The organism is uncultured Roseobacter sp. (assembly GCF_947491795.1).
GTDB lineage: Bacteria > Pseudomonadota > Alphaproteobacteria > Rhodobacterales > Rhodobacteraceae > Roseobacter.
This window is the reverse complement of the sequence record NZ_CANLKW010000004.1, coordinates 142,319-167,060: the sequence shown is the minus strand read 5'-3', so window position 1 is coordinate 167,060 and position 24,742 is coordinate 142,319. Positions and strand designations below refer to the sequence as shown.

The window sequence follows — 24,742 nt, the reverse complement described above, 5'->3', positions numbered from 1 at the left end:
CCTATCGTGCTGGTGAGTATTTTCGGATTTTCTGCGGCTTTGACCCGCGCGCCGCATTTAATTGCTGGCGAATGTACTCCGTTCTGGCATCGGGTTTTGTGGCACCAAACTCTTTCTTGGCTTGCTCCGAGGTCTGCAGGAGACGTCGCGCCCCAGCAGCAATTGCCGCTTCCCGTTCGGCAGCCAAGTTGGTGTGAACACTTGCTTTTACATCCCCACCAAACGTGTAATGCAAGGCCTCATTTAAGACGGGTCGCTCACGTTCAAGCCGTTTGATTGCTTCCACAGTCACTGGTTCGTTCATGCCTTCGCGGGGGAAATTATTTGGGCGCTTCATGGCCGATATCCCCTCACATACGACCACAACCCGCTGTCGCGATACTGTGGCCAGTCCGCATATCGACTGGGAGCGGGTTCGGTGATGATCTTACGGTTGCTCTGTCCGAGCCACGTTGCGACTTCCACCCGCCCAGGTTTTGAATGGAATGGATCGCGGTTGTATCTTCCGGCGTTGGATTTGGAGCGCCAGTATTGAGGAACAAAGGCGTAAAACGGACGCTCAAGCACTCCCGGCATAAAAACATATGCTCGTTCATTGGCCTCATTGATAACTTCATCAATGGTTCGCAAATCCCTCGCCATCTTGCTTTTGTGATTTGCAAGGCGGTCTTGGTGCTGCGCTGTCATAATCGCCTGCACCGGATTACCGTGACCAAATATCAGGTCGGCCATGGCCTTGGACTTTGCGGCACGCGCTCGTTCCTGTTGAACAAAATCGTCGTAGTGAAGCGTTTGGCGACCCAATTGGCGACTGACCAACGAAGCTTGCTGCACTGAGCGGATGCCCATGTAAATGATCGTTCCACAAGAATTGGGGATCACGTTGCTTGCGCCTTTTTTGAGGCGCTCAAACTGTTCAGTGGACTGCACCACGTAGGCGGTGCGAATATTGTAACCTGCTGAAATCGTTGCGAGTGACTCTGCCAATGGCCACGCACCCATCGCCGCGACCTCATTAAGAAGCCAAAATTGCGGCCTCGCAGAAACAGCGCGACGCTTGAAGACTAGCGCGCAGGTAAACAGCGCTTTCACAACGCTGTTGTTCTCCGCATATTCGAGGTCTTCCATGATCGAAACCATGGTCGGGTGAGAGTTCCCTTCGCAGAGTTGGGAAAAACAAAAATCAAAAGGCGGCGACAACGCTTCCCTTACCTGCGGGTCCATCATGCAAGCGTAGCGCCTCGCAAGTTCGTTTTTGATGCCAGCGAAACCGCCCGCGTCGGAATTGCCCTCACGCAGCTTTCGAAGATCGGCTGCGACCTGATTTATCTCGGGCTCAGGTTGTTGTGAGATTTCAAATTCGAAACTGAGCCACTCTTCGGACGTATCGCCCAGAGCCGCAATTTTTTCAGCCACTTCAGGAACTGTGACAGAGCCGTTCGCTCGTACCAATGTTACCAGCACTGCAGTGTTGATGGTTTGCGCCATGCCCTCGAAATACTGTGCCTTCGGGTCAGTGAACGGTATCCAACTTGCCGAAGACAAGAAGGCATCTGGAACCAATGTTGGAGAGGCAGCAATCAAGTGCGCATATGGGTTGATCTTACTGGAATGAAGTCCGCCACGACCTCGTGGATTGTAGCAATAGTGATGACGCCCTTGGACAACCTGCAAAGACGCGACGGGGGTATCTTGCGACTTGAAGTCAAGGTTGATGATATGGTGTGGCCCGTCTTCGTCCCCCATTGAAGCGTCAATCAACCATTTCAGTCCAAAATTGCCTTTGCCGCTGCGAGCGCCACCTACTAGACAGAGCGCGCTCTGCTGGCTACTGCGACATTCGCGACCAGCGGCATCCGCCCCGATGAATGCGCCGAAGCGACCATAGAGCCCAGCATCTTTCCTGCCACGAAAGTCTGTGAATTCAGCTGAACCGTGAGGCGCAGCGTGCGGATCAAACATGATGTTTTCTTTGCGTTTCGTCCCAAATTTTGGGAGTTAGCGCTGGGATTGGTGTTGCAGCACCAAGCCCAGCCAGGTCTTTGGTTGAAGACTGGGGCGGTCTCGCAAGTTGCTTGCGAGACCGTTCTTCGCAGCTAGATCGACTGTTTTCCGACCAATGCGCCGTAGAACCCACCGAGCGAGCAAAGACCAAACAAGGCGATCCCAAATTGGAACATGCCGCTTCCGTCGTAATTGGCCAGTCCCACGAGTGTTATGTGGCCAAACCCGAGACCAGCGATGAACATGCCAACCCGTTGCAGGGCAGAATAGTGTTTTGTAACTTTTGCCATGGTTTTTCCTTTCCTAATGGCTGGAGTTAGACTTCGTCGAAACCGAACACGCCGCGAAATATGCCGCCTGCAGCAATCAGTCCGATTACAAATGCGGCAGTGCCGCTGAACTCAAAGTCGCCATACCGGGCGATCACGACCGCGATGATCATGCCAACGACGCCGTATCCAAGGTTGGAAAAACGCTGACTTGCGGTGAGACCTTTTCTTACTCTCATGAGTATTTCCTACTCTATTGAACGAAAGACGGGGTGTGGCCAAAGAATGCGGCCACGACAAACCCGAAGATGATGAGGATCGCTATTCCGGTTCCAAAATCCGGTCCCAGTTTTCGGACGGTTACGTGTGTTAGTCGTGCCATTTTGTTTCCTTTCATGGCTTGGGAGAATGGCTCACATGAGCCGACGCGCGGCCCATGCAGACAGGGAAAAGAGCCCAGCCATAATTGCGAGCCGCAGGATGACATAGGTAGCGGGCCAGACCGCTATCTTGATGGCAAATGCCATCCACGATGCGGTCTGATGGTCATATCGGGAAACAAGCGCTTGCCAGACAGTCGGTTCTAAGACTGGATGAACCTCTGGTGCTAAGAAAACTGTCAGGCAAAGCGACGCGAGAGTGGCAACGGGGCCGAAAGCGGACTGAAGTCCACTGCTGCGATTATGGGATGCAGGATACATTGCCGACGCCTCAGTGCGCCGCAGCCAGCATCGCCACGCCTGCTGCTACAACGGCGATCATCATGGCAGAGCCCTGCAACATGCTGACCTTTTCGTCGAAGTACCAGACAGACAGCGAGATCATTAGGCCAAGCTGCAAGGTCGAGGACGCCACGGCCATGACTGCAAGACTGTTGTGCTTCAAAAGGTTCACGTAGAAAACCGCCCCAATGACATAGGCGATTATGCCAGCCGCAAAATACTCTTGTTTGTTGGGATCAGATGAAGCTCTCAGAAGCAGCGTGCCCGTCACATTAACTAGTGACATTGAAAACGTCATGACAGTAGTCGCAAGCATAGAGGTCATCATGCACTCCCTTGATTGGATCAACTCGTTGTCGAAACGAATCGATACTCCTTAGGTCATGCACTTTTGGTATATACGCTTTTTTGTGACGTCAAGTGTTAGTATATACCACTTTACTCCAGACGCTTTTCCAACCATTCGGCGAAAGCCTCTTCGAACGCCTCGCGCTTTGTCATTCCTCTACGTTCGATCTCTTTATCAACCTTCTGCGCTAGGTCAGGATCGACGCGCGAGCCAAAAGCTTTGGTAAGGCGTGGTTTGGCCCGGTTCTTTTCATGATTTGCTGGAAGGTCCGGAAAGGGTAGCTCATCGCGATTTCTGTATATTCTTTTCAACTCGTACTCAAAATAACTGGCTAATTCTTTACTATAATTGTCAAGATTACCAGATTTTATAAATTCGTCCAAGCTTGCGTCGCTAACCAATTGTAATATATATCGAAAACCTTTTTCGTCCGACGACGAAACCGAGGAAACGGTCAGATTGTTTTCTGTTCCAAATTCTTGAACCTTTGCAACAAGTGTATCAATGAACGCCTTGCCTTCTAAAGTATCTCCTGAGGTTGCAACATGAAGTGTTCCCTTTAAGCAATGCCCATCCACGCTCCACGATGACGAAAAATCGACACCGCGGGTTGTCGCAATACCTTCAAAAATCTCTACTATTTTTGAGAACGCTCGATGCATGGTTGTTGGGTTGCCTTGTATGATCCTGACTGAATATCACGCAAAACACGCAAGGAGCCAAGTTTACCATGTAAATTTTGATGCCTTTGCAAGGTACAGGCGACTTTGGTTCGCGCCCCAAAGTCGAAACGCTCACCCTGCTAGATGACTCAGGGTACTGTTGCGTTAATGCAGGCTATGCAGGAAGAGCTCGAAACGTCCTTGACGCGTCTTGGTTTTACAAAAACCTGTCTAGTTTTGGCCAAGCTCGATGGTTCGTACAAATTTCATTGTTTCTCACGGCGTTGATTGTCTATCAGTCTTAAACGACTAGGGTTTAGGGGGGTCGCCATGCAGAAAATGACAATCACAGCTGAAAAAGATTATGACCTGAGAGAAGTCTATGACCGCATTCTTGATGGCGAACTAGAAAATCTGGTTGATCTCGATGGCGTGCACGCAGGAAGCGGTGGAACGACAGTTTTTGCTGCAGGTAGCGGTCGACTGCCAGAGATCACAATATCTCTCAAAGAGCACAAATCGGATGCCGAGATCGCTAAAATCCAGGCAGCACTAAGGGAAATGTTTGGGACGCAAGCTCACATCCATATATCCACTTGATGCGTTCGAATATTGCAAGGACACCCCAGCAAGCCATAGATGGCCTTGCGACGGCATTGTTCACCCCGATCTTAGTGATATCGCTTCCCGCCATTGCAAATACGAGCGTTGCCATTGCGGCAGCAGTCGTCTTGCTTCCCCTTGTATGGTATATCAAGACGGTAGTTTATGATCCGCTGAGTATGTCAAAACCGATTGTACGCCAGGATTTTTCTGAAATTATTGGCGATGATAAAGTGAGGTTTCGAGTCGGTTCGAGAGTTGCAACCTGCTCAATCGACCTAGGTTTTCGAAGATACATAGTTTTTAATTCACAAGACTTAACAGGGCAATATCAGGACTGGAAAGCGCTGATTGGGCACGAGTACGCCCATATCAAAAATGGAGACGCCAAGTTCTTTCATTTTGTTGGCATACTCGGCGGCGTAACGTTTTTAGCAGTTTTATACTCTCTGTTCTTGGCGACACTTTTTCTATTGGACGGCTTAACTGGGCAAGCAGAACAGTTTTCGCCGCGCGGCACGATAACACTGGTTCTTGGGCTGATCGGTTTCCCAATTTTTTGCCTCTTGTGGATAAGGCAAAGCCTTCACGAGAGAGAATTTAGAGCGGACCGGGAAAGCCGCGATCTTGACGAAAAACACTTCAACGATTGGATGCGACGATACCTGCGACATGAGGTTCGAGAGAGGGTCCGCCTAAACTTAGCTATTGCTTTTCGTTGGTTCACGCACCCCAGTTTCAAAAAGCGCTCGGAAGTGCTGCAACTCCGCAACAAGGAAGTTAAGTTCCGTTTCTGGCCAGAAACACTTCGCTCATTGGCTTTTGTCTATGGCGGTTCCGCACTGAGCTATCTGGTCTTCATGAGCATTTCTTCGTACTTCGCACACAACCCCGATCTTCCAATCTGGTTCATAGCGCTGGTCTTCGCGACAATAATGATGCCAGTCCTATCCTCCTTTGGCGCCATAAGCGTCTCAGCCATGTCCGCGTACGAGCAAGGAGGTTGGCGGGCAAGCCTGAAGTATTGCGTCGCCATTGCTGGAGCTAACTGGCTGCTGCTGACGGCATTCTTTTATGCAATTGTGGGTTTGGGGCAATTTGATGCCATCACTGTTGGTGTTCCAGCAGCGCCGCCTGAACTTCGATCCGACGGCATATGGCCGTTTTTTGTCATTTTTCTCAATTTCGGACTACTTCTGTCGATGTTTACGATGGCGGCGTTTTGGCTGTTTGGACGTCTTCGCTTCAGCTTGCTTGTTCACATTGCTATTGGAACTCTGTCACTGGTTGGCGCTTTCTTGGCGACCAAACTAGAGTGGTGGTTGTTCAGTTAGTGGGCAACAGCGCTGCATACAAATGCCAAAATGTGCTACGTTAGCATCCTATGCTGCCGACCCACACGACCCGAATTGAAATCCCCAAAGACACCTTGGAAATACTCGCTGCCGAGAAATCTCGCACAGGTCTTGGCCCTGCCGCGATCTACAAATATGCAAAAGCGCTTGGTTTGATCAAACCTACCACGCGTCTCGACGCGGCGATGATCAAGGCCTGGATGCAGGGGAAGTCGCGGTCAGCTTATTCAGAAGGCCTCGAAGCTGTTATACATGCTTATCTAAGCGTGGGTTTCGAAAGCGAGTTGCCAGAAGGTGCTCACCCTAAGCAGCTTGTTCTGCTGACGGATGGCACAGGCCATGAGCTGGCAAATTTCCTTAAACAGCGCTCGTCTTCTGTCAGAGCATTGATGCTCACAGATGAAGATGCCCCCGAAGGATTAACCGCCTACAAGCTGAAGCGTTTGGCGGAAGGCAAAGAAACGCGTATTGAACTTGCCCATCTGCTCTTCTTACGAAGGATCGCACTCAGATGGGCAAACAGCAACATGATCCAGAAAGATCGCGAAAGAACCGCTGATAGAATTGAAAAAAGTAATTGTGAATAAAAGCTTTAGCGAGAGCATTGATCCTTTAATAATGATATATCAAGGTTCAAAATACGGTATGCGTGTGTTTTTCTTAAAAGCTCTCCAACTACTAATTATTGCAATCTGCGCACTTATTTTTCTACTCGATATTGCACTAGTTCTTGGCTACGAAATTAAAATTTCGGCAATCAATTTTGCCCACCTCACATGCTTCTTAACTTTAATATTGGCGTCGGTCTATGAACTATTCAAACTAGATTCAAAGCTGCTCACTTTGCCAAAACTTGCTTCAACTTATTCTCTGGGTGCCTACACCAGTTTAATGATCGTTTTTGGGTAAAAGAACCAAAGCTTACCAAACCAAAAAGAGCAAGCAAAAGCTGTAAAGCCGAGGCGGGTAGAGGAACTGCAGCGACAAGATTAGCTTCTGGGATGAAGACGCTGATTTGCCTTAACTGAACCGATGCGCCCTGAAAGCCAAGCGGATTCAACTCCCAACGTAGCTCTCTGTCTTGGCCTGAAAAATAGCTTATTGGCACGAGCGCTTGTTGCCATACTCCAGGCATTTCATAGTCGCTGATCATTGACCACAGCAAGCTGTCATCAACGTATAGTTCAAATAATGAACTTGCAGAACTTTCAAACATGTAGTCGAAACTTAGGTACTTATCCAGCTCAGCAAAATTTACGTCAGCGCCTAAAATGGCGGGTGATTGAGTAACTAGTCTAAATTCTCCTGACCCTGGAGCCACCTCATTCGCAAGCCCTTCAACGCTATAAAAACGGGTTGAGCGGTTGTTAATATTCGTCTTGCGTAGTTTCGGCAATGTTTTATTGTCGGCGGCCTCAAGCGGATCCCATTGTATGTCTGGCGACCATGTACTCAGGATCGGCGAGTTCCACTCCAAGCCTTCGCTGCCATTGAGATCATCACTAACTAAGCTGGGATAAAATTCACTTGCGATACTCGAATGACCAACATCTGCGATCCCAACCCCATTGCAAAACACGCCAACTGTACTTTTCTGGCAGGGGCCAGTACCGGATATTGGTTGACCAAATTTGAGGCCATCAAGCGGGCTCTTGACGAAAAAATTTTCTACGTATTGAACTGATCCCAGTGGTAGCTTGTTGTAAAAAAAATCACTGTGATCGTTGACCTGCTGACCAGGTTCAAGCGGTGTGTCGAGCATCGTAACTTGCTCTACCGTAACGCCAACTAAGCGATTTATTGCCTCGGCGTTCACCATTGTACCCAGGCTGTGACCGATAAAATGAATTTGTGGGTCAAACGTAGGATTGTTTGTAAGTTGCCTCGCATCAACTACAATTTTTTGAAGTTCCTCTTGGAGTCTAGCACCTGCAATTGCTGTCTGCGCTTGAGCTGCAAAGTAGTTATCAAATATTAATTTTCCAGCCAAAGGCGTTACTGCCTCGTCCCACTTATACTCAATTACTAAGGTCTCAGAGCTATTCAGTCCTAGGTCTCTTGTTTTTTGTTCAATAGCGCGGCTAATTTCTGGTAGCCCATTTGCCCGATCTTCACCTGGTTGCCAGCCATGAGTCACGACTATAATGTTTTTTGGGATAACTGGCGTTGATGAAATAGTGCCTAGCGCGAACGCACTTGTGCCACTGCTTTGGAAAGCTGCACTATACTCGTCTATTGGTCCTGGTGAACCGTCAAAACCAACCCCTAAGCGCAAGGAGGACTGTGGAAGGAAATCGTTTGTTACGTTAACTAAAGGTATGGTTATGCCGCTCGTGTCGAAAGGTGATGAGTCAAATTTGTCGTTGTAAACTGCCGCTGAGCGTGGGTTCAAAAGAAAAGATAGCAGGGGGGCGTCACGGTAATCTGACTGTTTTTTCTCAGCAAACGTTGCTAGCACTCTTCCACGAACAAATGGCTGAATTACTCCATAGGTAAACTGTTGGCCGTTGAAATTTATGTTTGCGTTTGAAACCTCTTGCTTGTCTGAAAACCTGTTGAATGCCGTTCTACGTACATTGAATGAACCGGAGACGGTTCCAATTGTTTGATTTGAGGAATCGCGCACTTCTCCTTCAACAACCCAGTGAACGGGAGAGGATTGGACAGCAAGCGTCGAAGCAAGCCAAATGACAGCAGCAGCAGTTCCGCGTTTGATCAGCATAAGTTCGTTTCCATCTACGGGCTAAAATCGCATGAACAAACGTTATTCCAAGGTTCTGACACTGTAAATGTACCATCGGAGTGATGTTTGAGCCGATAGTTGTACAGCGAATAAGATCGCATTTGATGTAAATTTTATCATTTATTTCCATAATATTAACCATATTCACACATACTTATCGCGTGACATACCGATCCGTCCCGAATGAACGAGGCACCGGACGTGTATGGGGGAGTAGTAAATGGTTGGCTTTGATGAGCATGGGGCGCTCAAACAGCAATTCAGATCGACATTGACGCTTGGAGACTTCCAAGGCGCGGCAAAGGCCTTGCTGACGCCCGCTGACGCACAAGACTACAAGCAGCACGCGACGATTTCAGACGCCATTTTCAGGAAGACCGACGACTACAACCAAGCAGGCCTCAAAGGCGGCTCGGTTGAAAACATCCATAAGACATCGGCGCTCGCGAGCAAGGATGCTCGAAACTCGCCAGAGCAAGAAGCCGTTCGCAAATCCAAACGCCAATATGATGACACCCTGTTCCTTGCGCTCCTTCAGCGCGGCGATCTCGATAACTTCGTTGCGGAGAACACTTTTAGCGGCATGTCAGACGCTGAGATCAATGATGTGGTTGCGCAAATCGAAACGGAATCCGGCCAAAGCTTCGAAGACTATGCCAAGGATATTCTTGGGGAGAACATGCCGGAGCGTCGTCCGGGCGAGTCCGATGCAGACTATAATCGCCGTGTGCTAACAGCGGTGGCCGAAGAGGTGTTGAATGATGATCTGACCTTCAAGCCTGGGTATGAGAATGACCCGATTGCAAGGATCATCCGCCGTAGCGAAGTATACAAAGAGGCGCAGGAGTTCGTAGATCGCACGAATGCTGCTGTGCCTGAAAACGCAATGGCGAATGCTGAAGCACAAGACGCCGTATCCGCAAAGGCCAATGAAGGCTATACAACCAGCCGCATTTTGGGCGAGAAGCTCGACAACCAAGAACTCTCGGGAACAAGCCGGGACGTTCAAGACGAGAAGAGAGATGCACGTATTGCTACTTCCACAAGCGGACTGGCAGGATTGGCAGCACTAAAATCTGGTTTCAACAGTCTTGCAGATGCAGAAGTTGCGGCTGCAGCTCCAGCAGCCGATGGCGCAAAAACGCCAGATGCTGCTCCCGTAGTACCAATGCAAAGTTAGCGACTAGCCTTGTGACGGCTCGATTGGCTTGTTGGTTTGGTCGCTCGCGATTTCCTTGATCAATTGCAGCTGTTTTACAACGTCAGGCATGGCCTCATAGGCCTCAAGCACTGTCTTGACCTCTGTGCCTGCATTGGTTCCGTGTATTTGATCCCCAATGTGATACGTTACACCTGTCCATTCCGAACCGGGATTTGGGCTCATGAAGTACTGTGCAGACGTGCCATGTTGTTGTTGGAAGATCGCGACAAAGGCTTGGGCGGCCTCTTCAGCCGAATTGAAGTATTCATTCGGGAAATCCTCGCCAACATGCAGCAAGATTCCGACGCCGTTATTGTTTTTAGCGTACTCGGTTGCGGCTAGGTCCGCTTCATCCAGAGCGCGCAATTCATCTGTCCAAACCGTGTCGCTGGGTTGCGCAACCGGAGTTGCTTCTTGCGCGAATGAGGCCGATGGGTTCAAGGCAGCAGCAACCGACAACAACGCACCCGTTGCTGCAGCGAAAAGTCTGCTTGTTTGTTTGGCTTGAGCCATTTGTGTCCTCGAATTCAAGTTCGTTTCGGACACACACCAACGCAGCATGTTGTTGTTCTTATGTGCTGCAAGACAAAATGTAGACAAAATCTTGCGTTTTTGCAAGTTTTTTGAAACATTCTTTCCTGTCAAGCCATCATCTATGCATTTTGATCTATCAAAAATAGCATAACGAAACGGAGCGACCCGTTTGACGCCGCGCCGCGTCAGACGACTCGCAAAAATCAGTGGAAAACCATCACGATCACACCAATGAAACTTGGTGTTCTTACTGGGATTTGTTCCAATCAAATCCGTTGGTTATTGACTATGGTATGCCTGATGAAAGTTATGAAAATACGAAGGTTTCGAGAAGCGCGTGATTTCAAAGCGTTAGCTTGTCGGAGTGTGAGCGGGAGAAAGCAAAATGCTCGACGGTCAAAACCGAAGGTTTTTGCCAGCCCCGAAAGGACGGCCCGATGAGTATTTGGCCAAGCCCGCTCTCACCCTCGACTGAACTTGGACGCCTCATTGGATACGCACGCGTGTCCACACAGGAACAAAACCTTGATCTTCAACTGGATGCACTCAAACGCGCCAATTGCGACAAGGTTTATCATGATCACGGCGTTTCAGGCGGGAAAGCCGCAAGACCTGGGCTCGATGAAATGCTGAAAGACCTGATCGAAGGAGACACGCTCGTTGTCTACAGACTTGATCGGCTCGGGCGATCCGTACAGCATTTGTCTGACCTGCTGGTTCGGCTCGACAATTCCGGCATCCAGTTTTGTGCGTTGAGCGAGGGGATCAATACCAACACATATGGCGGCAAACTAATCTATCATGTCTTTGCCGCGATTGCCGAGTTTGAAAGGGCTATGATCCGGGAACGCACTTGCGCCGGACTGCTCGCCGCCAAGGAGCGCGGCATTCGCATTGGGCGACCGCCTATCCTGAACGAAGATGCCATCATTGAAGCCCATCGCTGCATTCACCAAGACGGCAAGACATACGCGCAGACAGCCAGTAAGTTCGGCGTGTCGGAAAGCACACTCCAAAGAGGTCTGCGGCGGCTTCAGATGAACTCCCAACCATGGGTCTAATGAGTTGCGGCGACGTTTTGAGGCGAACTCCAGAGAATACCATAGTATGTTTTTATCGCTTTTTCTTGCAATTATGGGTTGAGTTTGTCCATTGTGCCGCTTCGAACTGATGCGGACAACGACATCAGACAAACAAGGCTCAAACGGTTTCGTGGGGAGGAGGTGGGCAACATGCTCACCTCTTTTTTGTGGGTGTTTCAGTCTTGGCGTAGGATACGAATACGCGTGATGGTCACGGGCTGGTATGACCAGAGGGTAGTTCCCGACTAAAGAGTTTTTGGCTTACGCAAGATGTGCGCGGCGGTAGTACCGCGCATCTTGGCGCTCGGCGTGGCCTCGCTCTAGGGGTGCGTGCCGCCCCCCGTTTCACCCCCCTGCCCAGGAAAAATAAAGGGAAAACTCTGGCTTATTATCAGGCTTTACTGTTCTTTCTGCGGCTGCAGGCCTAGGGTGGTATGAATCACCTATATGTAGTAGTTTCAGACGATGCTGAGAGACCCAAAATACAGAATATTGATACCGCTCAACAAGGCGAATGATAGCTACAGAAGCGACAAGGGCCAACTCTTTGAGAGGATCGTCAACCAGTTTCTTAGACTGCAAAACTACACAGTGAACGAACGGGTTCGCGACGTCGGAACTGAAATCGATTTGCTGTGCAAAAATGACCTGTCTGGCGACTTGGCAATCGTCGAATGCAAAACACAGTCGGAAGCATTGCCATCTGCAGTAATCAACAAGCTGCACACAGATGTCTCACTTTATGATGCGCATGTGGGGTGGATCTTTTCGATATCGGACTTGGGCAAAGAAGCAGAAGGTCGATTAACAAAACTAAACCAAAAGGAACAAAGGGAAATCTACAAGCACTTCTCGCCAAACAAGCTGGTTGAGTACCTCGTCGAAATGAATGCTCTTGTGGAACCCGCGGTCGCAACTGAAGAGACTCCGAACGAAAAGTATCTGTGCATTTTTGAGAGCCGATACATCTGGATTTTTCCAGCCTATGACAAGACCTCAGGTCAGCCTACGGCACTTCGAGCATGGGACGCAGAAACGGGACAAACAATCAATCCAAGTGACACACCTGACTTGACCGGAACTGACTTTCCTTTTCCAGAACTGGGTTGGCTGGATCACGAAACACATGACGAGGCTGTGAGCAAACAGTCTCAACCGGTTGTCGAGGTTATACCCGGTGAGGAGTGGAGTGACTACAGGCCGTCACGTCCAGACGACTTCGTGGGACGAAAGCGCGTATTGGAGGAGATAGGTGAGTTCTTTGAGCGAGTGCGCAAGGGGCAAACCAGTTCTAGGCTATTCGGAGTCAAAGGCCAGTCCGGTTGGGGCAAAAGCAGCTTAGCACTAAAAATAGCGGCGGAATTTGGTAGGCAAAATTCCATTATTGTGCCTGTTGATTGCAGAGCTGCGAAGACTTCCATTTACCCGAACTTAGTTCTGGATAGAGCTTTAAGGTTGGCCGCGAACCAGCTCTACCCAGGTCCGCTCTTCAGGCTGAATACAAAGTTTGAAGCTAACCCATTTGAGGAAGAGAGCATTGTCGAGCTCTTAGAAATGGCCAAGCAACAAGGAGTAGTGATTTGTGTGATCTTTGATCAGTTTGAAGAGATCATTCATCGCGCTGAACTCTCCCCCGTATTTGCACGGATGAAAGAGCTGGCCTTGGCTGCGGACGAATGTCGGTCGAATTTTGTGATTGGGTTTTCATGGAAGACCGATGGAACTGTGGGCTCTGATTATCCTGGATACCATCTTTGGCATTCCTTGTCGGATCGTCGGAGGGATTTTCAGATCGACAAATTCTCACGCGAGGATGCGGATCATTTCATTTTACATGCCCAGAAGGAGAGCAAAGCTACTCTCAATAAAACACTGACAAAGTTCATTATCGAAAACTATGCAGGGTTCCCTTGGTTGCTTAAAAAACTGGTGCGGCATTATCTTTCGGAGACAGTAGAACAAGGTAATACAAGAGGGGTTGGGAGCTTGTTCTCTCTCGAGAATTTGTTCCTGAACGATCTCCAAGAGGTTTCAGAACCTGAAAGAAGGGCGATCAAGTTTATTGCGCAGCATTCACCCGTTGATTTTGGGTCGACAGCTGATCGTTTTGGTGCACAAACAGTTGATGCACTTATTAGCCGACGACTGGTCATCAACACCGGCGGTCAACTTAACCTCTATTGGGATATTTTTCGTGAGTACATCCTGTTCGAAGAGTTACCACATCTTCCCAATACCTATGCTCTGACGATGTCGGCGCGGCGCATTGGCGGTATCATCAAGCTACTTCTCGAAAACTCCTCAATGACCTACTCCGAGTTGTCGGAAAGGCTCAATGTTAGCCTGTCAACTGCCGACAATACCGTACGAGACTTGGTTAACATGGGGTTGGTACGTGCCAACAGAGTTGACCAAATCATTGAAACGAGTTTCGGCAACTCAGTTGAAGCCACGTCAAAGATAAAGGAATTTTTGACAAGCCACGCGGTCATAGTACGGGCGATGGAGCTTATCTCTGCGCAACGTAAGGCAACCTTCGATGAGATTTGCTCTGCATCGAAGGAAGATTACGAGTTCATCGCGATTGATGATAAAACTCTAGATACCTACAATCGAAAAATTTTGATCTACGCGATTCACTTTGGTGTCTTAAAGAAAACGGGCAACTACTTCACCTTGAGTGATCCAGTCGACGATATCTTGAGGTCTTCTGAGAGAGTCACGAGAATCTCAGAAGTGGAACTATTTCGAGCGGCGGCTCCGCCCGAACGAGTGATAGAGCTCGTCGAAAGCCTTAGGGCTGGCGAACTAAGTGAAAAATCAGAAGCAGAAGCTTTGGGTCTCAGAAACGCCGTTTTCGCTGCAAGTACTCTCGGTCTCATATCCAGTCACAATGGCAAACTTTTACTCTCAGAAAGTGCGTCTGGACGACAGAGCGCAGCAGAAGCCGTGCGCGCTGCCACTGAAACAATTGAACCCTTTAGGAACTGCTTGCCAAACATGGCTCAGAAAGATTTGTCCGCCGATGAAATTGGGAGCTACATCGCAGATTACTTTCATCTCAATTGGTCCCCAGGTTCTTGCAGACGTCATGGTTCATCATTCAAGCGTTGGATATCGTGGCTGTCTGAAGGCTAGAAAGTGTAAACAGTACCTTTTCCAACACCTTGTTTTGAAATATGACTGTTTGCAACCAGCTCACCCAAATGCTTCTTCACAGTGTTTCGGTTGGCTCCTGTTAGCTCGACAATCTGCGCGATCTTGAGTTGACCATGCTTTTTGACGAGATCGACGATTTCGACGCTGAGCGGCGGCAATTGCTGCATAAGCAGCTTCTCTCGGTTCATCTTGATCTCCAAGCGCGCTTTTTGCTGTTGCAGCGCGCGCAGGAAGAAGATGAGCCAAGGTTGCCAGTCAGGAGCATCAGTTCGGATCGTGCCTTGTGTGCGGCGCAAGGCGAGATAGTACCCTTCCTTACTTTGTTCGATCACGGACTCAAGCGAGCTGTAAGGCACATACTCATAGCCGCTTCGGATCAGCAGCAGTGTTGTTAGGATGCGTGACAGCCTGCCATTGCCATCTTGAAATGGATGAATTTCCAAAAACACGACTGTGAAAATCGCAGCCACCATAAGCGGGTGAAGCGTTTTCTTTTCTAGTGACGCGTTTGTCCATTCCACCAGGCCAGTCATCAAGCGTGGTGTTTCGAATGGTGTGGCAGTCTCAAAAACTACCCCCACCTCATTGCCATCCGCATCAAACGCGCTCACATGGTTGGTCTGCGTTTTGTATTCGCCGCGATGCCGCTCGTCTTTTGAAGAATGGCGCAAAAGATCACGGTGAAGTTGCTTGATGTGATTCTCAGTGAGCGTGATCACGCTTGCGCTTGCAAAGACCGTTTCAATCGCTTCGGCGTATCCCGCCACTTCCTGTTCATCGCGTGTATCGAATTGTTTGATCTCGATGTTGGATAGCAATTTGTCTACATCGCTGTCAGAGAGCTTGCTGCCCTCGATCCGTGTTGAAGAGCCAATGCTTTCGATGGTGGCCACACGGCGTAGCGCAGATAAGCGCTCCGGCGCGAGTGTTCCGAGAGCCTTCCATGCGCCCTTGAATTCATCAATCTCAGCGATGATAGCAAGGATTTCGGGCGTGATATTGATCGTTTCTATGTTCAAGCTCATACCCAAAAATATATCCAAAAATACCCATAAAGGCAAGTTTAGGAAGAAAATATCCAAAACTATACCCATAAGCATCCATAAGTGGGCGCACCTACCTTGCAGGTCGGGCTTTCGTGAACCGGGCCTGTAGTCCCGGCCATCCGGCTTCAATCCCTTGCGCAAAAGGATGAGGCGGCACGCATGCCGCCACTTTGAAAGCGCATGCCCTGGCATGCTTGGAACCTGTTCTCCCAGCTTACATCAAATCCGGGAACGCCCACGGGCTGTGCGTCAATCATCTTCCGCCGCAAGCGGTCTCCCGAGAAGATAATTGACCCATTCCCGAAAAGTTTGATCGAGACGTCCCAGCCGCGCCTAAGCGCGGCTTTTTTTGGGACGCTCGCCGCTGGGCAGAGGTTCAAGCGCGGGGCTGATGGTCGGCTCTGCCTTTGATCCAAAATGAAAGCGAGATCACCATGACAACTACCCTCTACGCACAGCCTTATGACATCACAGCTCAGGGTTTCTACTTTGACACAACGGACGAGTTTGATGAGAAGGCCGCAAAACTGGTCAACAGCTCAGGCGATCCTGTCGAAGAATTTGAAATCCAGTTTATTGACGGAGAGCAGATTGACTGTGAGTTGGCAAACGCCATCAACATAAATCAAGGCAACTTTCGCGACTTTTTGCCCTGCATCGAAGCATGGCAAGACTGGCAGAAAATACTGGTAATCATTGCCGTTGGCGAATGCGGCTATGATTTTGACCCCGATGTAGAACCAGACCATCACGGCATAGACATCTACTACGTCAGAAGCATGCAAGAACTGGCGGAGCAATTTGTCGACGAAGGCCTGTTTGGCGACATCCCCGAAAGTCTGCAATTCTACATCGACTATGACGCAATCGCCCGTGATTTGTCTGTGGAATATAGCGAGACCGTTATTGCGGGTGAAAACCTAATCTATCGAGCATCTTAAGGGAGGGCGACATGACACAACTCTCTCACCAAGGATACAGCGCAGGGCACCCGTGGTACTATTTTCTCGGCGGTGCCGTCCCAACGCTCAAAGACATCAGGGACTCCGTTCTTTCTGACAATTACGAGGGCTATCTGGCAGCAGACATAAAGGCCATCGGGCGCAAATCTGAACCGCAGCGTACACGCGCCATCCGCGCCATGCGCTCTAAGCTCATCGCTGACTTAAAACGTGATGTTTCAATTTACCGCCGCTGCGTGTGGGAATTGCGGAAACATAGACGCAACCACCCCGCACCGAATGGTGCATGTTGTGCAGACATACACACATCCATGAGCCTCAAGCACAACCACATCTACAACGGCTTTGCGAACCTCAAGACATTGGACGGGTTGCCTGCACAGCAGTTGGATTTGTTTGGACGTTAGGCAGAAGGGTTGATCGCTGATTTGAACCAGACCTATTTGTATGGCCAATCGTCCTCAATCTCTTGCGGCAAGGAAATCTCGTAGCCAGCTATCTCCTTGCTTTCAAACGAATAGAAGAGCCTGACCTCAAACTCCGTGTCCACATATGTGCTGACCGCCATAACATGATTGTTCCAGTCAGCATCATCGACAGAAACGTGCACTCCGCCTTCCGTCTCACGATAAAAATCGTACTTATCCATGAAACCAGAAACTTCGATTCCGATGGTTCCACTCACTTTGATGAAAACTTCGTCGTCAGCCTTCACAAGTTCTATGTTTCCAATTTCCGCTTCGCCGACGCTTGTGATCATGACATCGTTGCTGAAGGGTACACCTTCGAAACCGAACGCAGAGTGATGAGGCAAATCATCAAGCAAGCACTTGTCTACAAAGGCCTGAACTTCGTCCGTTCCAATGTCGGGAATGTCTTCTAGCGTAGCGCCCTGTAATTGCGGCGCGAGCACATTGTCAAAGGCGTTTCTTAGCGAAGTTTGGATACTCGGCACTCGTGCTTCGACGTTGATTTGCTCTACCAGATCAGGATGCAAGACAAACTCTCCGTCGTCTCCCTTCGCACAAAAATCCTTTGTATTATTGGTCAAAAAGAGATTCGGCGCGTCATTCTCTTGTGCATTGATGCGCGCGGCAACGGTCTTCCAGACAAGGTAGTCCTTGTGACCTTCGCCACCGTCTTTGAATGGCTTTGCCCCTTCATAGGATTTTGAAACCAATTCCTTTGCAGAGACATCTGGGTACGGCGCGACTATGATCCCATTGTCTTCGATCAACTCCAAGAGCCAGTCTTCATAGGCTGAAGCTTCTGCCTCGACATCTGGTGGAGAATGTTCGAGTTCGACAAGCTGCTTTAATTCTCTGCTAGCCTTCTGATAAGCATTCGCCTTATCTTGCAGTCTTGTCGAAAAATTTCCCAATAACTCATCAAACACAACATCGGGAATAACGACTTGGACGCCTAAGAAAGAACACGCTTTCAAGAACGCTTTGGCCGAGGATGAACGGAAAAAGCGGTCATTCATCAGAATGTTCGTATCAATGAAAATCGTGGTCATAAGCACGCCACCCAAAGTGTTAAGTCTCGAAACTAGCCATAACAGCCTGTCATGGCACAGATATCAACACCACCGTGAATGCAAGAGAATGCACAGGACAATTCGTGTGACCGCCATCGACGACCGATGCTCACCCAATTTGCAAGAGGCGACTAGATCACCGATCAAAACTCGGGCCGTCTCTGTTGCGTGCTCGCCGTTTTGGTCTGGGCGATGATTGCCGCCTGCGGGCCGACCTATCGCTTTCAGAACTGAGTTCCTTAAACCGCTCTTCTAGTTGTCTCGTGTCCTTGGCAAGCTCGCGACGAATATAGGCCGCGCGCGTCAGTTCTTCTTTCTTGCGTTCGGCGACTGCTTCTTGCGCCGACATGTATTGAGCGCGCAAGCGTTCGTGCTGCGCCTTTGCCTGTTGTTCAGCTTGCGCATTTTCAAGATGGTTTTGCTGAAGAGTTTTCTTTCGCTTGCCCGTCACACGATCTAGCAGTCCCATCAAGCCTTTGCGCAAACGGGCTTCTAGTTCTCGTTTGCGCTTATCAGTGTCTGAGGCCACACGCTTCTTGAGTTCTTCCTGAGCCAAAGACTGACGTTTCTTGTTCTCTGCGTTCTGCCGCGTAAGCTGTTCAACACGTTGACGCGCGCGCAGCTTTTCTTGCTCGCGCAGTACAGCAAGACGTTTGATGGTGCGATCTGAAGCTATGCGATGAGCTTCGTTTTTAGCAGGTAGCTTCGATGGATCACCCAGCCTGTCTCGCACCTGCTTGGCTTTGATGCCAACATATTTTGAAATAGCAAAAGCTTCACCGTTTCGATCAACGGCGATGTGTCCTCTCCGATCACCTTTGGCCAAAACGAAACCGTGAGCTTCAAGCGCATTGCCAAAGGCAGCGCGGCTATCCGAGATTGCCCAGGCATCCTGAAAAATCTCCTTGGTCTTGGTCGGATCGCGCCCAGCTCGCTTGCATTGCTGCCACTCAGCTAATGTAAAGTTACGAGGATCACGTTCTTCATGCCGCACAAACCCGCGCGGCATCGTCCAGCCATGTTCGCGATACAATTCTCGCGACAAATCCTGCATCTTTCTTTTGGAAAATGACATCTGAACCGCACGCATGCTTTCGCTGTCGATACGAGACCAGACAGCATGCGCGTGTTGCCGTCCATTTTTGGTGTGAATGACAATGGCGCGAGGCTGGCCTTCCAGCCCAAGTTGTTTTTCTGCGCGATCAACGGTGTTCTCAAAATCCTGAGCAGTCAGGCTAGCTTCATGAGGTGGATTCAAGCTTAAACTGAATAAGTGCTGTTTGCACTTTGTCGCTCGCGCCATGGCGTATGACTCGCGAAACGCGGACTCGAGATCGTTGGACGCAAACCCTCGAATCTGATGAATCTGCACCTGTTCATTTTCATTCTTCATCAAGTGAAGAGCGAGGTTAGTGGCACCCCCGCGCTGGTTGCCAACGAGGATCATTGATCAATCCTTACGGAGACCAAGCGCGCGCAGCAGGTCAGACCGCATCGAAACGACTGCATCACAGGCATCAAGAATTGCGCTCTTTGTGCGTCTGTCTGTGACCAAACGCTGCTCTTCCAGTGCCAGAGAAATTGCAGCAAGACTGGTGAACACGTCACTACGTCCCAAGGCACCAAGAACACGAGCCAGCGCTTCGTGATCGTCTGAGGCAGGCTTTGATAGCCGTACAGCCGTCGCATTGCCGAAAAGTCGCTCTCGGATGTAGCCGTTCATAGATCGACCAGCCGATGCCTTGCGCAGAGCGGCAAGCTCGGCTTCGTTCAAGCGGAGGGAAATCGGGGAAGGCCGCTTTCCTTCTCTACTTTTCTTGATGGGGGCACTTTCCGCAGCAGCGGTTGTGAATTTTGAGGTGAGATAATCTGTGAGCTTTGGGCGTTTCATGGCTGCGGCTCCTCGTGATCAAGTGCCGCTTGTTCCCCCGCCCAAGCCTCAAACTCGCTGTTTCTCAGTTGATGGTTCCAGTCCTCAAAAGTGCTGAAAAGCGCTTCGATTTTTTCCCAGTCCGGCTGCTCAAAGTTTTTCTCATTGGCAGCACCATGAACCACCGAAACCGCAGCAGATCGTACCCGGGCACTGGCGAAGCGTGCCGTTTGTCCGCGCCGCCGTGCAGCGTCGCTTCGCAGCACGCATCAGACGGGCGCGCCCGGGCGGTGTTCTCACCCGGTGCGGGCGGTTGCGCGGCATCTGATCGTGCCGCGGATGCTCTGCTCCGTAAACCGTAATCCGGTCAATCGGATCGTGCGATATGTGCGCGTTGGCCGTGATACATCCGCCTGTGGCACCGCCCGCACAACGCGGCTGGCGGTTCAAAAGGGCTCCTGCGCTCCGATTGCGTCAACAGAACGTGAGCATACTTATTCTTCGCCTCCGGCTTTGGTACAGGTCGGTGGAGGAATGGTGACCCAAAATGAACTTGCGAGACCTTGAATACGTCACGGCGGTTGCGCGGCTGGGGAATTTCAGCGCGGCGGCAGGCATCTGCCATGTCTCTCAGCCCGCCCTGTCAAACCAGATCAGAAAGCTGGAAAAAGAGCTGGGGACTGACCTTTTCATCCGCATGAGCGGGGAGACACGGCTGACGGTCTTTGGCGAAAGGGTGGTCGCTCTCGCAGAAGACATGCTGACCAGCGCCCAGAGCATCAGGGATGCCGCAACCGAGTTCCGCGACCCCGAGGCGGTGCCGTTCCAGATCGGTCTGACCCCGACGCTTGCACCCTATCTGACAAAATACTTCTCGACGCTCTTCAGCGACCTCTTTCCGAATATGCAGGTCACGATGATCGAGGACCTGCCGCAGAACATGCTGCGCCAGGTCGAGGATCACACGCTGGATGTGGCGCTGGTGGCGCAGCTCAATCATAACCCGACGCTGGATTTTACCTCCATCTGGTCCGAGCCGCTGTTTCTGGCGATGCGGCGCGGGCACCCGCTGGAAACCCTGAGGTCCATCCGACCCGAAGAGGTGCCTGTTCACGATTTTATCCGCCTGCCGCATTCGTTTGGATATGAGCTGGAGACCCGTCTGCCGACCCCTGACAGGCAATCCCGTGCGCGCAAACGCTTTGATCTGACCGCACTGCGGTTCGAGACAATCTGCCGGCATATCTGCCACTCAGACGACTGCACCATCGTCTCCGCACTGGCCGCCGAGCAGTTCCGTCAGGATGCCTGGCCCCTGTCCTTTGTCCCGTTTGAGGCACCGGGCCACCTGCGAAACCTCGGGGCGGCGTCGCGGCTGAACTGTCCGCGCAAACCGCTGCTGGCAAAGATCGGGGCCTATATTCAGCGCAACCCACCCAAAGGCGTCACGCCTACATTCGAGGCGTGACGTGATGTTCATTCGATGAACGTGCGCGCCAGACGATTGCTCAGCGGCTGGGCCAGATAGCTCAATGCCGTGCGTTCGCCGGTGTTGACAAAGAGGTCCGCGGGCATGCCCGGCACCAGGTCCAGCTCTGTGATCTGATCGGGCTGATCCTGATCCAGACGCACCCGCGCCACATAATAGAACTCGCCTGTGCGCGCGTCTTCCAGACTGTCCGCCGAGAGGCTGACAACCCGGCCTGTGGCCTCGGGAACCTCGCCCTGATCAAAGGCTGACAGACGCACGCGCGATGCCTGCCCGACATGCAGCTTTTCGATATCAGCCGTGCTTACCCGTGCCTCGACAATCAGCGGCTGATCCACCGGCACGATGTCCATGATCGGGTCACCCGGACGGACCACGCCGCCCGCGGTAAACACCGTCATCCCGACCACGCGCCCGCTGACAGGGGCGGTGATGGCCACCCGCTTCAGCCGCTCCGTTGCGCCGAGATACTGCGGCACGAGCGTGGCCTGCAGGGCTTCGACCCGGGCAAGTTCGGAGGAGGCGCTCTCATCGCGCAGGCTCTGGGTGCCGATGGCGGCGAGCTGCAATTCGCTGATCTGGTTGCGGGCCTGGATTTCCTGGGTCGCAAGCGTGGCATCAACACCGTTGAGCCGCTCGGCCTCGACCCGCCGGGAATTGACACGCGCGGCGGCAACAAGGCCCTTGTCGAGCAGGGTCTGAAGGTTCGCCACTTCCTGCAGGGTGATGTCCAGCTGGCGCGTGTTGGAGGCGCGCTGCGCCTGCAGGCCGCTCACCTGATCTTCAAGGTTCGACACCCTTTGCGCCGTCAGCGCGGTTTCCGCTGTGCGCGAGCGCCGTTCCACATCAAAGAGCAGCTTTTGCGTCCGGTAAGCCTCGGCCCAGTCGGACGGCTCCATCGCCACACTCAGCGACGCGGCCACATCCTGGCGGGTAAAACTGTCACGGCCTTCCAGCTGCGCCAGCAGGCGCGCGCGGCGCACCATCAGGTCGCCCAGCTGGCTTTTGATCACATCCAGATCGACGCCCAGATCAGTGCTGTCCAGTTCCAGCAGGGTCTGCCCTGCCTCGACCAGATCACCGTCGCGCACAGCAATGGTTCTGACGATACCGCCTTCCAGATGTTCGACCGTCTTGCGGTTTCCTTCGACCACGAAAGACGCAGGGGCAACAACCGCCCCGTCGAGTTTTGAGGCCGTGGCCCAATAGACGGATCCGCCGATGAAACCGGTGACCGTCAGCACGCCAAGGACAATAAACCCCAGGATGCCCGTGCGGGCGGTTTTTGTCTGAACGCGGTTGTAATCTTCGAGGCGCAGAGTGCTTTGAAGGGACGGGTTGGAGAGTGCGGGGGTCATTGAGGCGCTCCTTGTTCCATAGGCTGCTGAGGCGTACGCGCAGCGAGTTGTGGGGATTTTGTCGGGGCAACCTGGCCCGGCTGACGCGGGCGCAGGATGTCTTCCTTGTCGCCAAAGCCGGATTGCATGCCCTTGTTCAGGGTGAGCACCTTGTTGACTGCCTCCAGCGTGCTGGGGCGATGGGTCATCACAAAGGTGATGGCACCCCGCGCGCTGGCAGCACGGATCGCATTGCGCAGGGCAAGCTCGCCCTGCCCGTCGAGATCCGAGTTGGGCTCGTCCAGCACCAGGACAAACGGGTCATTGTAAAGCGCGCGGGCCAGTGCGATGCGCTGGCGCTGACCACCCGACAGGTGAAAGCCGTTGCCGATCTCGGTGGCATACCCGTCGGGCAGGCTGCTGATCAGACCATGCACATCCGCCGATACGGCAGCAGCCAAAACTTTGGCATCGTCGATCGAGGTCGAGAACCGCGCGATGTTTTCGCGGATCGTACCGTCAAAGAGCTGCACGTCCTGCGGCAGATAGCCGATCAGCTGCCCCAGCTCTTCGGGGTCCCATTTGTCCATGGGCGTGCCATCGAGGCGGATCGCCCCGCGCTGCGGCGCCCAGATACCCGCCAGCATACGCGCGAGCGTCGATTTGCCCGACCCGCTGTGCCCGATGACCGCCACGACGTCGCCGGCAGAGAGGCCAAACTCGATCCCGCCGATGGTCGCGTTCTTTGCCAGAGGTGGCCCCGCCTGGGCAATCGCCGCGGTCAGGGAAATCTGCGGGCGCGGCATGGCCAGGCGCTTGTCCGGCGCAGGATAGGTCTCTGACAGGGCGCGCAGGCTTTTGTAAGAACCACGGGCTGCCAGAAACGTCCGCCATTGTCCGATCAGCTGGTCAATGGGGGCCAGTGCACGGGCCAGCACAATGGTCGCGGCGATCATCACACCGGCGGTGGCCTCTCCGGCCACGGCCAGCGCGGCCCCGAGACCCAGCATGCCCGATTGCAGCGCCATCCGGATGGTTTTGGACATCACCGAAAAACCGGCCAGCCCGTCGGCCACGCGGGATTTCAGGTGATGCGCATCATGTTGCAGAGCTGTCCAGCGACGGGCGAGATCACCAGTCATACCCATCGCATGGACGAGCTCTGCATTCTGCTCACTGGAGGTGAACAAACTGTCGGACCTGGCGCGCGCGCGGGATGCATCCTGCATCACGTCCGAAGACCGCGCATTGTTGATCAGGGCCATAAGTGTGAGAAGCAGCGCACCGGCAAGGCCGAGCGCGCCGAGGTAGGGGTGCAGCAGGTAAAGCACCCCGAGATAGAGCGGAATCCAGGGCGCATCAAAAAAGGCAATCAGCGCAGGGCCCGAGATAAAGTCGCGCAGACCGTTCACGTCCGCTGCCGGATTTTCGGCGGGCGGTTTGCCCTGCACACGGCGGCGCACAGAGGCCTGCAGGATGGGCGCGCCGATCTGCAGCTCAAAGCGTGCGCCCAGACGGCCAAGGATGCGCATGCGGATCAGATCGAGCAGGCCGGTGACGACAAAGACACCCCCCAGAAGGACAGTGAGGGCGATAAGTGTATCGACATTCTGGCTGGTCAGGACCCGGTCATAGACCTGCAGCATGTACAGCGGTCCGGCGAGCATCAGGACATTCAGAATCAGGCTGAAGAACCCGATGGCGGTAAATCCGGGGCGCAGCGCGCGCCAGGCGGAAGTGACGGTGGATTTTTTCTGAAACATGGGGGTGATCTCTTTTCAGGGTGAAGAGGTGGCGACACGTGCCGCCACCCCG

At 52.1% G+C, this 24,742-nt stretch carries 24 protein-coding genes; 9 read left to right on the top strand and 15 right to left on the bottom strand.

The window, feature by feature from the left end; translation table 11 throughout:
- Position 1: 1 nt before the first annotated feature.
- From Q1A34_RS17350 to Q1A34_RS17320, 7 genes are all read right to left on the bottom strand, one after another.
- The gene (locus Q1A34_RS17350; protein ID WP_300037218.1) at positions 2-337 is read right to left on the bottom strand and encodes a hypothetical protein; all 336 of its coding nucleotides are present in this window, start codon (positions 335-337) and stop codon (positions 2-4) included.
- Positions 334-1,962: a type IV secretory system conjugative DNA transfer family protein gene (locus Q1A34_RS17345; protein ID WP_300037215.1), complete on the bottom strand. Its 1,629-nt coding sequence runs from the start codon at positions 1,960-1,962 to the stop codon at positions 334-336. The genes Q1A34_RS17350 and Q1A34_RS17345 overlap by 4 nt, the downstream gene beginning before the upstream one ends.
- Before the next feature lie 134 nt (positions 1,963-2,096).
- Complete coding sequence (locus Q1A34_RS17340; protein WP_300037212.1) at positions 2,097-2,294, bottom strand: hypothetical protein; 198 nt, start codon at positions 2,292-2,294, stop codon at positions 2,097-2,099.
- A gap of 26 nt (positions 2,295-2,320) precedes the next feature.
- Complete coding sequence (locus Q1A34_RS17335) at positions 2,321-2,512, bottom strand: hypothetical protein (protein ID WP_300037209.1); 192 nt, start codon at positions 2,510-2,512, stop codon at positions 2,321-2,323.
- 14 nt (positions 2,513-2,526) lie between these two features.
- Positions 2,527-2,655: a hypothetical protein gene (locus Q1A34_RS17330; RefSeq protein ID WP_300037205.1), complete on the bottom strand. Its 129-nt coding sequence runs from the start codon at positions 2,653-2,655 to the stop codon at positions 2,527-2,529.
- A gap of 329 nt (positions 2,656-2,984) precedes the next feature.
- On the bottom strand, positions 2,985-3,281 hold the full coding sequence (locus Q1A34_RS17325; RefSeq protein ID WP_300037202.1) for a hypothetical protein: 297 nt from the start codon (positions 3,279-3,281) through the stop codon (positions 2,985-2,987).
- A gap of 152 nt (positions 3,282-3,433) precedes the next feature.
- Positions 3,434-4,006 carry a ribbon-helix-helix domain-containing protein gene (locus tag Q1A34_RS17320; RefSeq protein ID WP_300037199.1) on the bottom strand — a complete coding sequence of 191 codons (573 nt, stop codon included), beginning with the start codon at positions 4,004-4,006 and terminating at the stop codon, positions 3,434-3,436.
- A gap of 330 nt (positions 4,007-4,336) precedes the next feature.
- Here Q1A34_RS17320 and Q1A34_RS17315 point away from each other — a divergent pair, with 330 nt between their 5' ends.
- Genes Q1A34_RS17315 through Q1A34_RS17305 form a run of 3 tightly spaced genes read left to right on the top strand, consistent with a single transcriptional unit; the run spans position 4,337 to position 6,551 of the window.
- Positions 4,337-4,606, top strand: a complete 270-nt coding sequence (locus Q1A34_RS17315) for a hypothetical protein (RefSeq protein ID WP_300037196.1) — start codon at positions 4,337-4,339, stop codon at positions 4,604-4,606.
- Between the two features lie 56 nt (positions 4,607-4,662).
- On the top strand, positions 4,663-5,943 hold the full coding sequence (locus tag Q1A34_RS17310; protein ID WP_300037193.1) for a M48 family metalloprotease: 1,281 nt from the start codon (positions 4,663-4,665) through the stop codon (positions 5,941-5,943).
- 50 nt (positions 5,944-5,993) lie between these two features.
- Positions 5,994-6,551 (top strand): hypothetical protein, encoded by a 558-nt coding sequence (locus Q1A34_RS17305; protein ID WP_300037190.1) that lies wholly within the window; start codon positions 5,994-5,996, stop codon positions 6,549-6,551.
- A gap of 251 nt (positions 6,552-6,802) precedes the next feature.
- Here the strand turns inward: Q1A34_RS17305 and Q1A34_RS17300 are convergent, their stop codons facing one another.
- On the bottom strand, positions 6,803-8,686 hold the full coding sequence (locus Q1A34_RS17300; RefSeq protein ID WP_300037187.1) for a hypothetical protein: 1,884 nt from the start codon (positions 8,684-8,686) through the stop codon (positions 6,803-6,805).
- Positions 8,687-8,927: 241 nt separating this feature from the next.
- Here Q1A34_RS17300 and Q1A34_RS17295 point away from each other — a divergent pair, with 241 nt between their 5' ends.
- Positions 8,928-9,887: a hypothetical protein gene (locus Q1A34_RS17295; RefSeq protein WP_300037185.1), complete on the top strand. Its 960-nt coding sequence runs from the start codon at positions 8,928-8,930 to the stop codon at positions 9,885-9,887.
- 3 nt (positions 9,888-9,890) lie between these two features.
- On the opposite strand, the gene Q1A34_RS17290 is transcribed toward Q1A34_RS17295, so the two are convergent.
- On the bottom strand, positions 9,891-10,712 hold the full coding sequence (locus Q1A34_RS17290; protein ID WP_300037182.1) for a hypothetical protein: 822 nt from the start codon (positions 10,710-10,712) through the stop codon (positions 9,891-9,893).
- A gap of 167 nt (positions 10,713-10,879) precedes the next feature.
- Between Q1A34_RS17290 and Q1A34_RS17285 the strand changes: the two genes are divergently transcribed.
- On the top strand, positions 10,880-11,503 hold the full coding sequence (locus tag Q1A34_RS17285; protein ID WP_300037179.1) for a recombinase family protein: 624 nt from the start codon (positions 10,880-10,882) through the stop codon (positions 11,501-11,503).
- 486 nt (positions 11,504-11,989) lie between these two features.
- Positions 11,990-14,662, top strand: a complete 2,673-nt coding sequence (locus Q1A34_RS17280) for a restriction endonuclease (protein ID WP_300037176.1) — start codon at positions 11,990-11,992, stop codon at positions 14,660-14,662.
- On the opposite strand, the gene Q1A34_RS17275 is transcribed toward Q1A34_RS17280, so the two are convergent.
- On the bottom strand, positions 14,659-15,765 hold the full coding sequence (locus Q1A34_RS17275) for a Fic family protein (protein WP_300037174.1): 1,107 nt from the start codon (positions 15,763-15,765) through the stop codon (positions 14,659-14,661). The two genes, Q1A34_RS17280 and Q1A34_RS17275, sit on opposite strands and share 4 nt — an antisense overlap.
- 398 nt (positions 15,766-16,163) lie before the next feature.
- Here Q1A34_RS17275 and Q1A34_RS17270 point away from each other — a divergent pair, with 398 nt between their 5' ends.
- Both Q1A34_RS17270 and Q1A34_RS17265 read left to right on the top strand, forming a co-directional pair.
- Complete coding sequence (locus tag Q1A34_RS17270; RefSeq protein ID WP_300037169.1) at positions 16,164-16,670, top strand: antirestriction protein ArdA; 507 nt, start codon at positions 16,164-16,166, stop codon at positions 16,668-16,670.
- Between the two features lie 11 nt (positions 16,671-16,681).
- Positions 16,682-17,098 (top strand): hypothetical protein, encoded by a 417-nt coding sequence (locus Q1A34_RS17265; protein WP_300037166.1) that lies wholly within the window; start codon positions 16,682-16,684, stop codon positions 17,096-17,098.
- Positions 17,099-17,130: 32 nt separating this feature from the next.
- Here the strand turns inward: Q1A34_RS17265 and Q1A34_RS17260 are convergent, their stop codons facing one another.
- From Q1A34_RS17260 to Q1A34_RS17250, 3 genes are all read right to left on the bottom strand, one after another.
- The gene (locus tag Q1A34_RS17260) at positions 17,131-18,210 is read right to left on the bottom strand and encodes a PIN domain-containing protein (RefSeq protein ID WP_300037163.1); all 1,080 of its coding nucleotides are present in this window, start codon (positions 18,208-18,210) and stop codon (positions 17,131-17,133) included.
- 157 nt (positions 18,211-18,367) lie between these two features.
- The gene (locus Q1A34_RS17255) at positions 18,368-19,678 is read right to left on the bottom strand and encodes a relaxase/mobilization nuclease domain-containing protein (protein WP_300037160.1); all 1,311 of its coding nucleotides are present in this window, start codon (positions 19,676-19,678) and stop codon (positions 18,368-18,370) included.
- 3 nt (positions 19,679-19,681) lie between these two features.
- Positions 19,682-20,122 carry a hypothetical protein gene (locus tag Q1A34_RS17250; RefSeq protein WP_300037157.1) on the bottom strand — a complete coding sequence of 147 codons (441 nt, stop codon included), beginning with the start codon at positions 20,120-20,122 and terminating at the stop codon, positions 19,682-19,684.
- A gap of 526 nt (positions 20,123-20,648) precedes the next feature.
- On the opposite strand from Q1A34_RS17250, the gene Q1A34_RS17245 reads away from it, so the two are divergent.
- Positions 20,649-21,569, top strand: a complete 921-nt coding sequence (locus Q1A34_RS17245) for a LysR family transcriptional regulator (protein ID WP_300037154.1) — start codon at positions 20,649-20,651, stop codon at positions 21,567-21,569.
- An 8-nt stretch (positions 21,570-21,577) separates the two neighbouring features.
- Here Q1A34_RS17245 and Q1A34_RS17240 read toward each other — a convergent pair whose 3' ends face one another.
- Both Q1A34_RS17240 and Q1A34_RS17235 read right to left on the bottom strand, forming a co-directional pair.
- Complete coding sequence (locus Q1A34_RS17240) at positions 21,578-22,948, bottom strand: HlyD family type I secretion periplasmic adaptor subunit (RefSeq protein WP_300037151.1); 1,371 nt, start codon at positions 22,946-22,948, stop codon at positions 21,578-21,580.
- A complete protein-coding gene (locus Q1A34_RS17235) occupies positions 22,945-24,690 on the bottom strand; it encodes a type I secretion system permease/ATPase (protein WP_300037148.1) in 1,746 nt (581 codons plus the stop codon). Before Q1A34_RS17235 ends, Q1A34_RS17240 begins: the two co-directional genes overlap by 4 nt.
- Between the last annotated feature and the right edge of the window lie 52 nt (positions 24,691-24,742).

Coding starts and splice junctions, on each gene's coding strand:
- Q1A34_RS17350 (WP_300037218.1), bottom strand. CDS start 337: ATGAAGCGCCCAAATAATTTCCCCCGCGAAGGCATGAACGAACCAGTG.
- Q1A34_RS17260 (WP_300037163.1), bottom strand. CDS start 18,210: ATGACCACGATTTTCATTGATACGAACATTCTGATGAATGACCGCTTT.
- Q1A34_RS17295 (WP_300037185.1), top strand. CDS start 8,928: ATGGTTGGCTTTGATGAGCATGGGGCGCTCAAACAGCAATTCAGATCG.
- Q1A34_RS17245 (WP_300037154.1), top strand. CDS start 20,649: ATGAACTTGCGAGACCTTGAATACGTCACGGCGGTTGCGCGGCTGGGG.
- Q1A34_RS17250 (WP_300037157.1), bottom strand. CDS start 20,122: ATGAAACGCCCAAAGCTCACAGATTATCTCACCTCAAAATTCACAACC.
- Q1A34_RS17345 (WP_300037215.1), bottom strand. CDS start 1,962: ATGTTTGATCCGCACGCTGCGCCTCACGGTTCAGCTGAATTCACAGAC.
- Q1A34_RS17325 (WP_300037202.1), bottom strand. CDS start 3,281: ATGTCACTAGTTAATGTGACGGGCACGCTGCTTCTGAGAGCTTCATCT.
- Q1A34_RS17315 (WP_300037196.1), top strand. CDS start 4,337: ATGCAGAAAATGACAATCACAGCTGAAAAAGATTATGACCTGAGAGAA.
- Q1A34_RS17235 (WP_300037148.1), bottom strand. CDS start 24,690: ATGTTTCAGAAAAAATCCACCGTCACTTCCGCCTGGCGCGCGCTGCGC.
- Q1A34_RS17240 (WP_300037151.1), bottom strand. CDS start 22,948: ATGACCCCCGCACTCTCCAACCCGTCCCTTCAAAGCACTCTGCGCCTC.
- Q1A34_RS17285 (WP_300037179.1), top strand. CDS start 10,880: ATGAGTATTTGGCCAAGCCCGCTCTCACCCTCGACTGAACTTGGACGC.
- Q1A34_RS17270 (WP_300037169.1), top strand. CDS start 16,164: ATGACAACTACCCTCTACGCACAGCCTTATGACATCACAGCTCAGGGT.
- Q1A34_RS17300 (WP_300037187.1), bottom strand. CDS start 8,686: ATGCTGATCAAACGCGGAACTGCTGCTGCTGTCATTTGGCTTGCTTCG.
- Q1A34_RS17305 (WP_300037190.1), top strand. CDS start 5,994: ATGCTGCCGACCCACACGACCCGAATTGAAATCCCCAAAGACACCTTG.
- Q1A34_RS17255 (WP_300037160.1), bottom strand. CDS start 19,678: ATGATCCTCGTTGGCAACCAGCGCGGGGGTGCCACTAACCTCGCTCTT.
- Q1A34_RS17320 (WP_300037199.1), bottom strand. CDS start 4,006: ATGCATCGAGCGTTCTCAAAAATAGTAGAGATTTTTGAAGGTATTGCG.
- Q1A34_RS17335 (WP_300037209.1), bottom strand. CDS start 2,512: ATGAGAGTAAGAAAAGGTCTCACCGCAAGTCAGCGTTTTTCCAACCTT.
- Q1A34_RS17265 (WP_300037166.1), top strand. CDS start 16,682: ATGACACAACTCTCTCACCAAGGATACAGCGCAGGGCACCCGTGGTAC.
- Q1A34_RS17280 (WP_300037176.1), top strand. CDS start 11,990: ATGCTGAGAGACCCAAAATACAGAATATTGATACCGCTCAACAAGGCG.
- Q1A34_RS17330 (WP_300037205.1), bottom strand. CDS start 2,655: ATGGCACGACTAACACACGTAACCGTCCGAAAACTGGGACCGGATTTT.
- Q1A34_RS17340 (WP_300037212.1), bottom strand. CDS start 2,294: ATGGCAAAAGTTACAAAACACTATTCTGCCCTGCAACGGGTTGGCATG.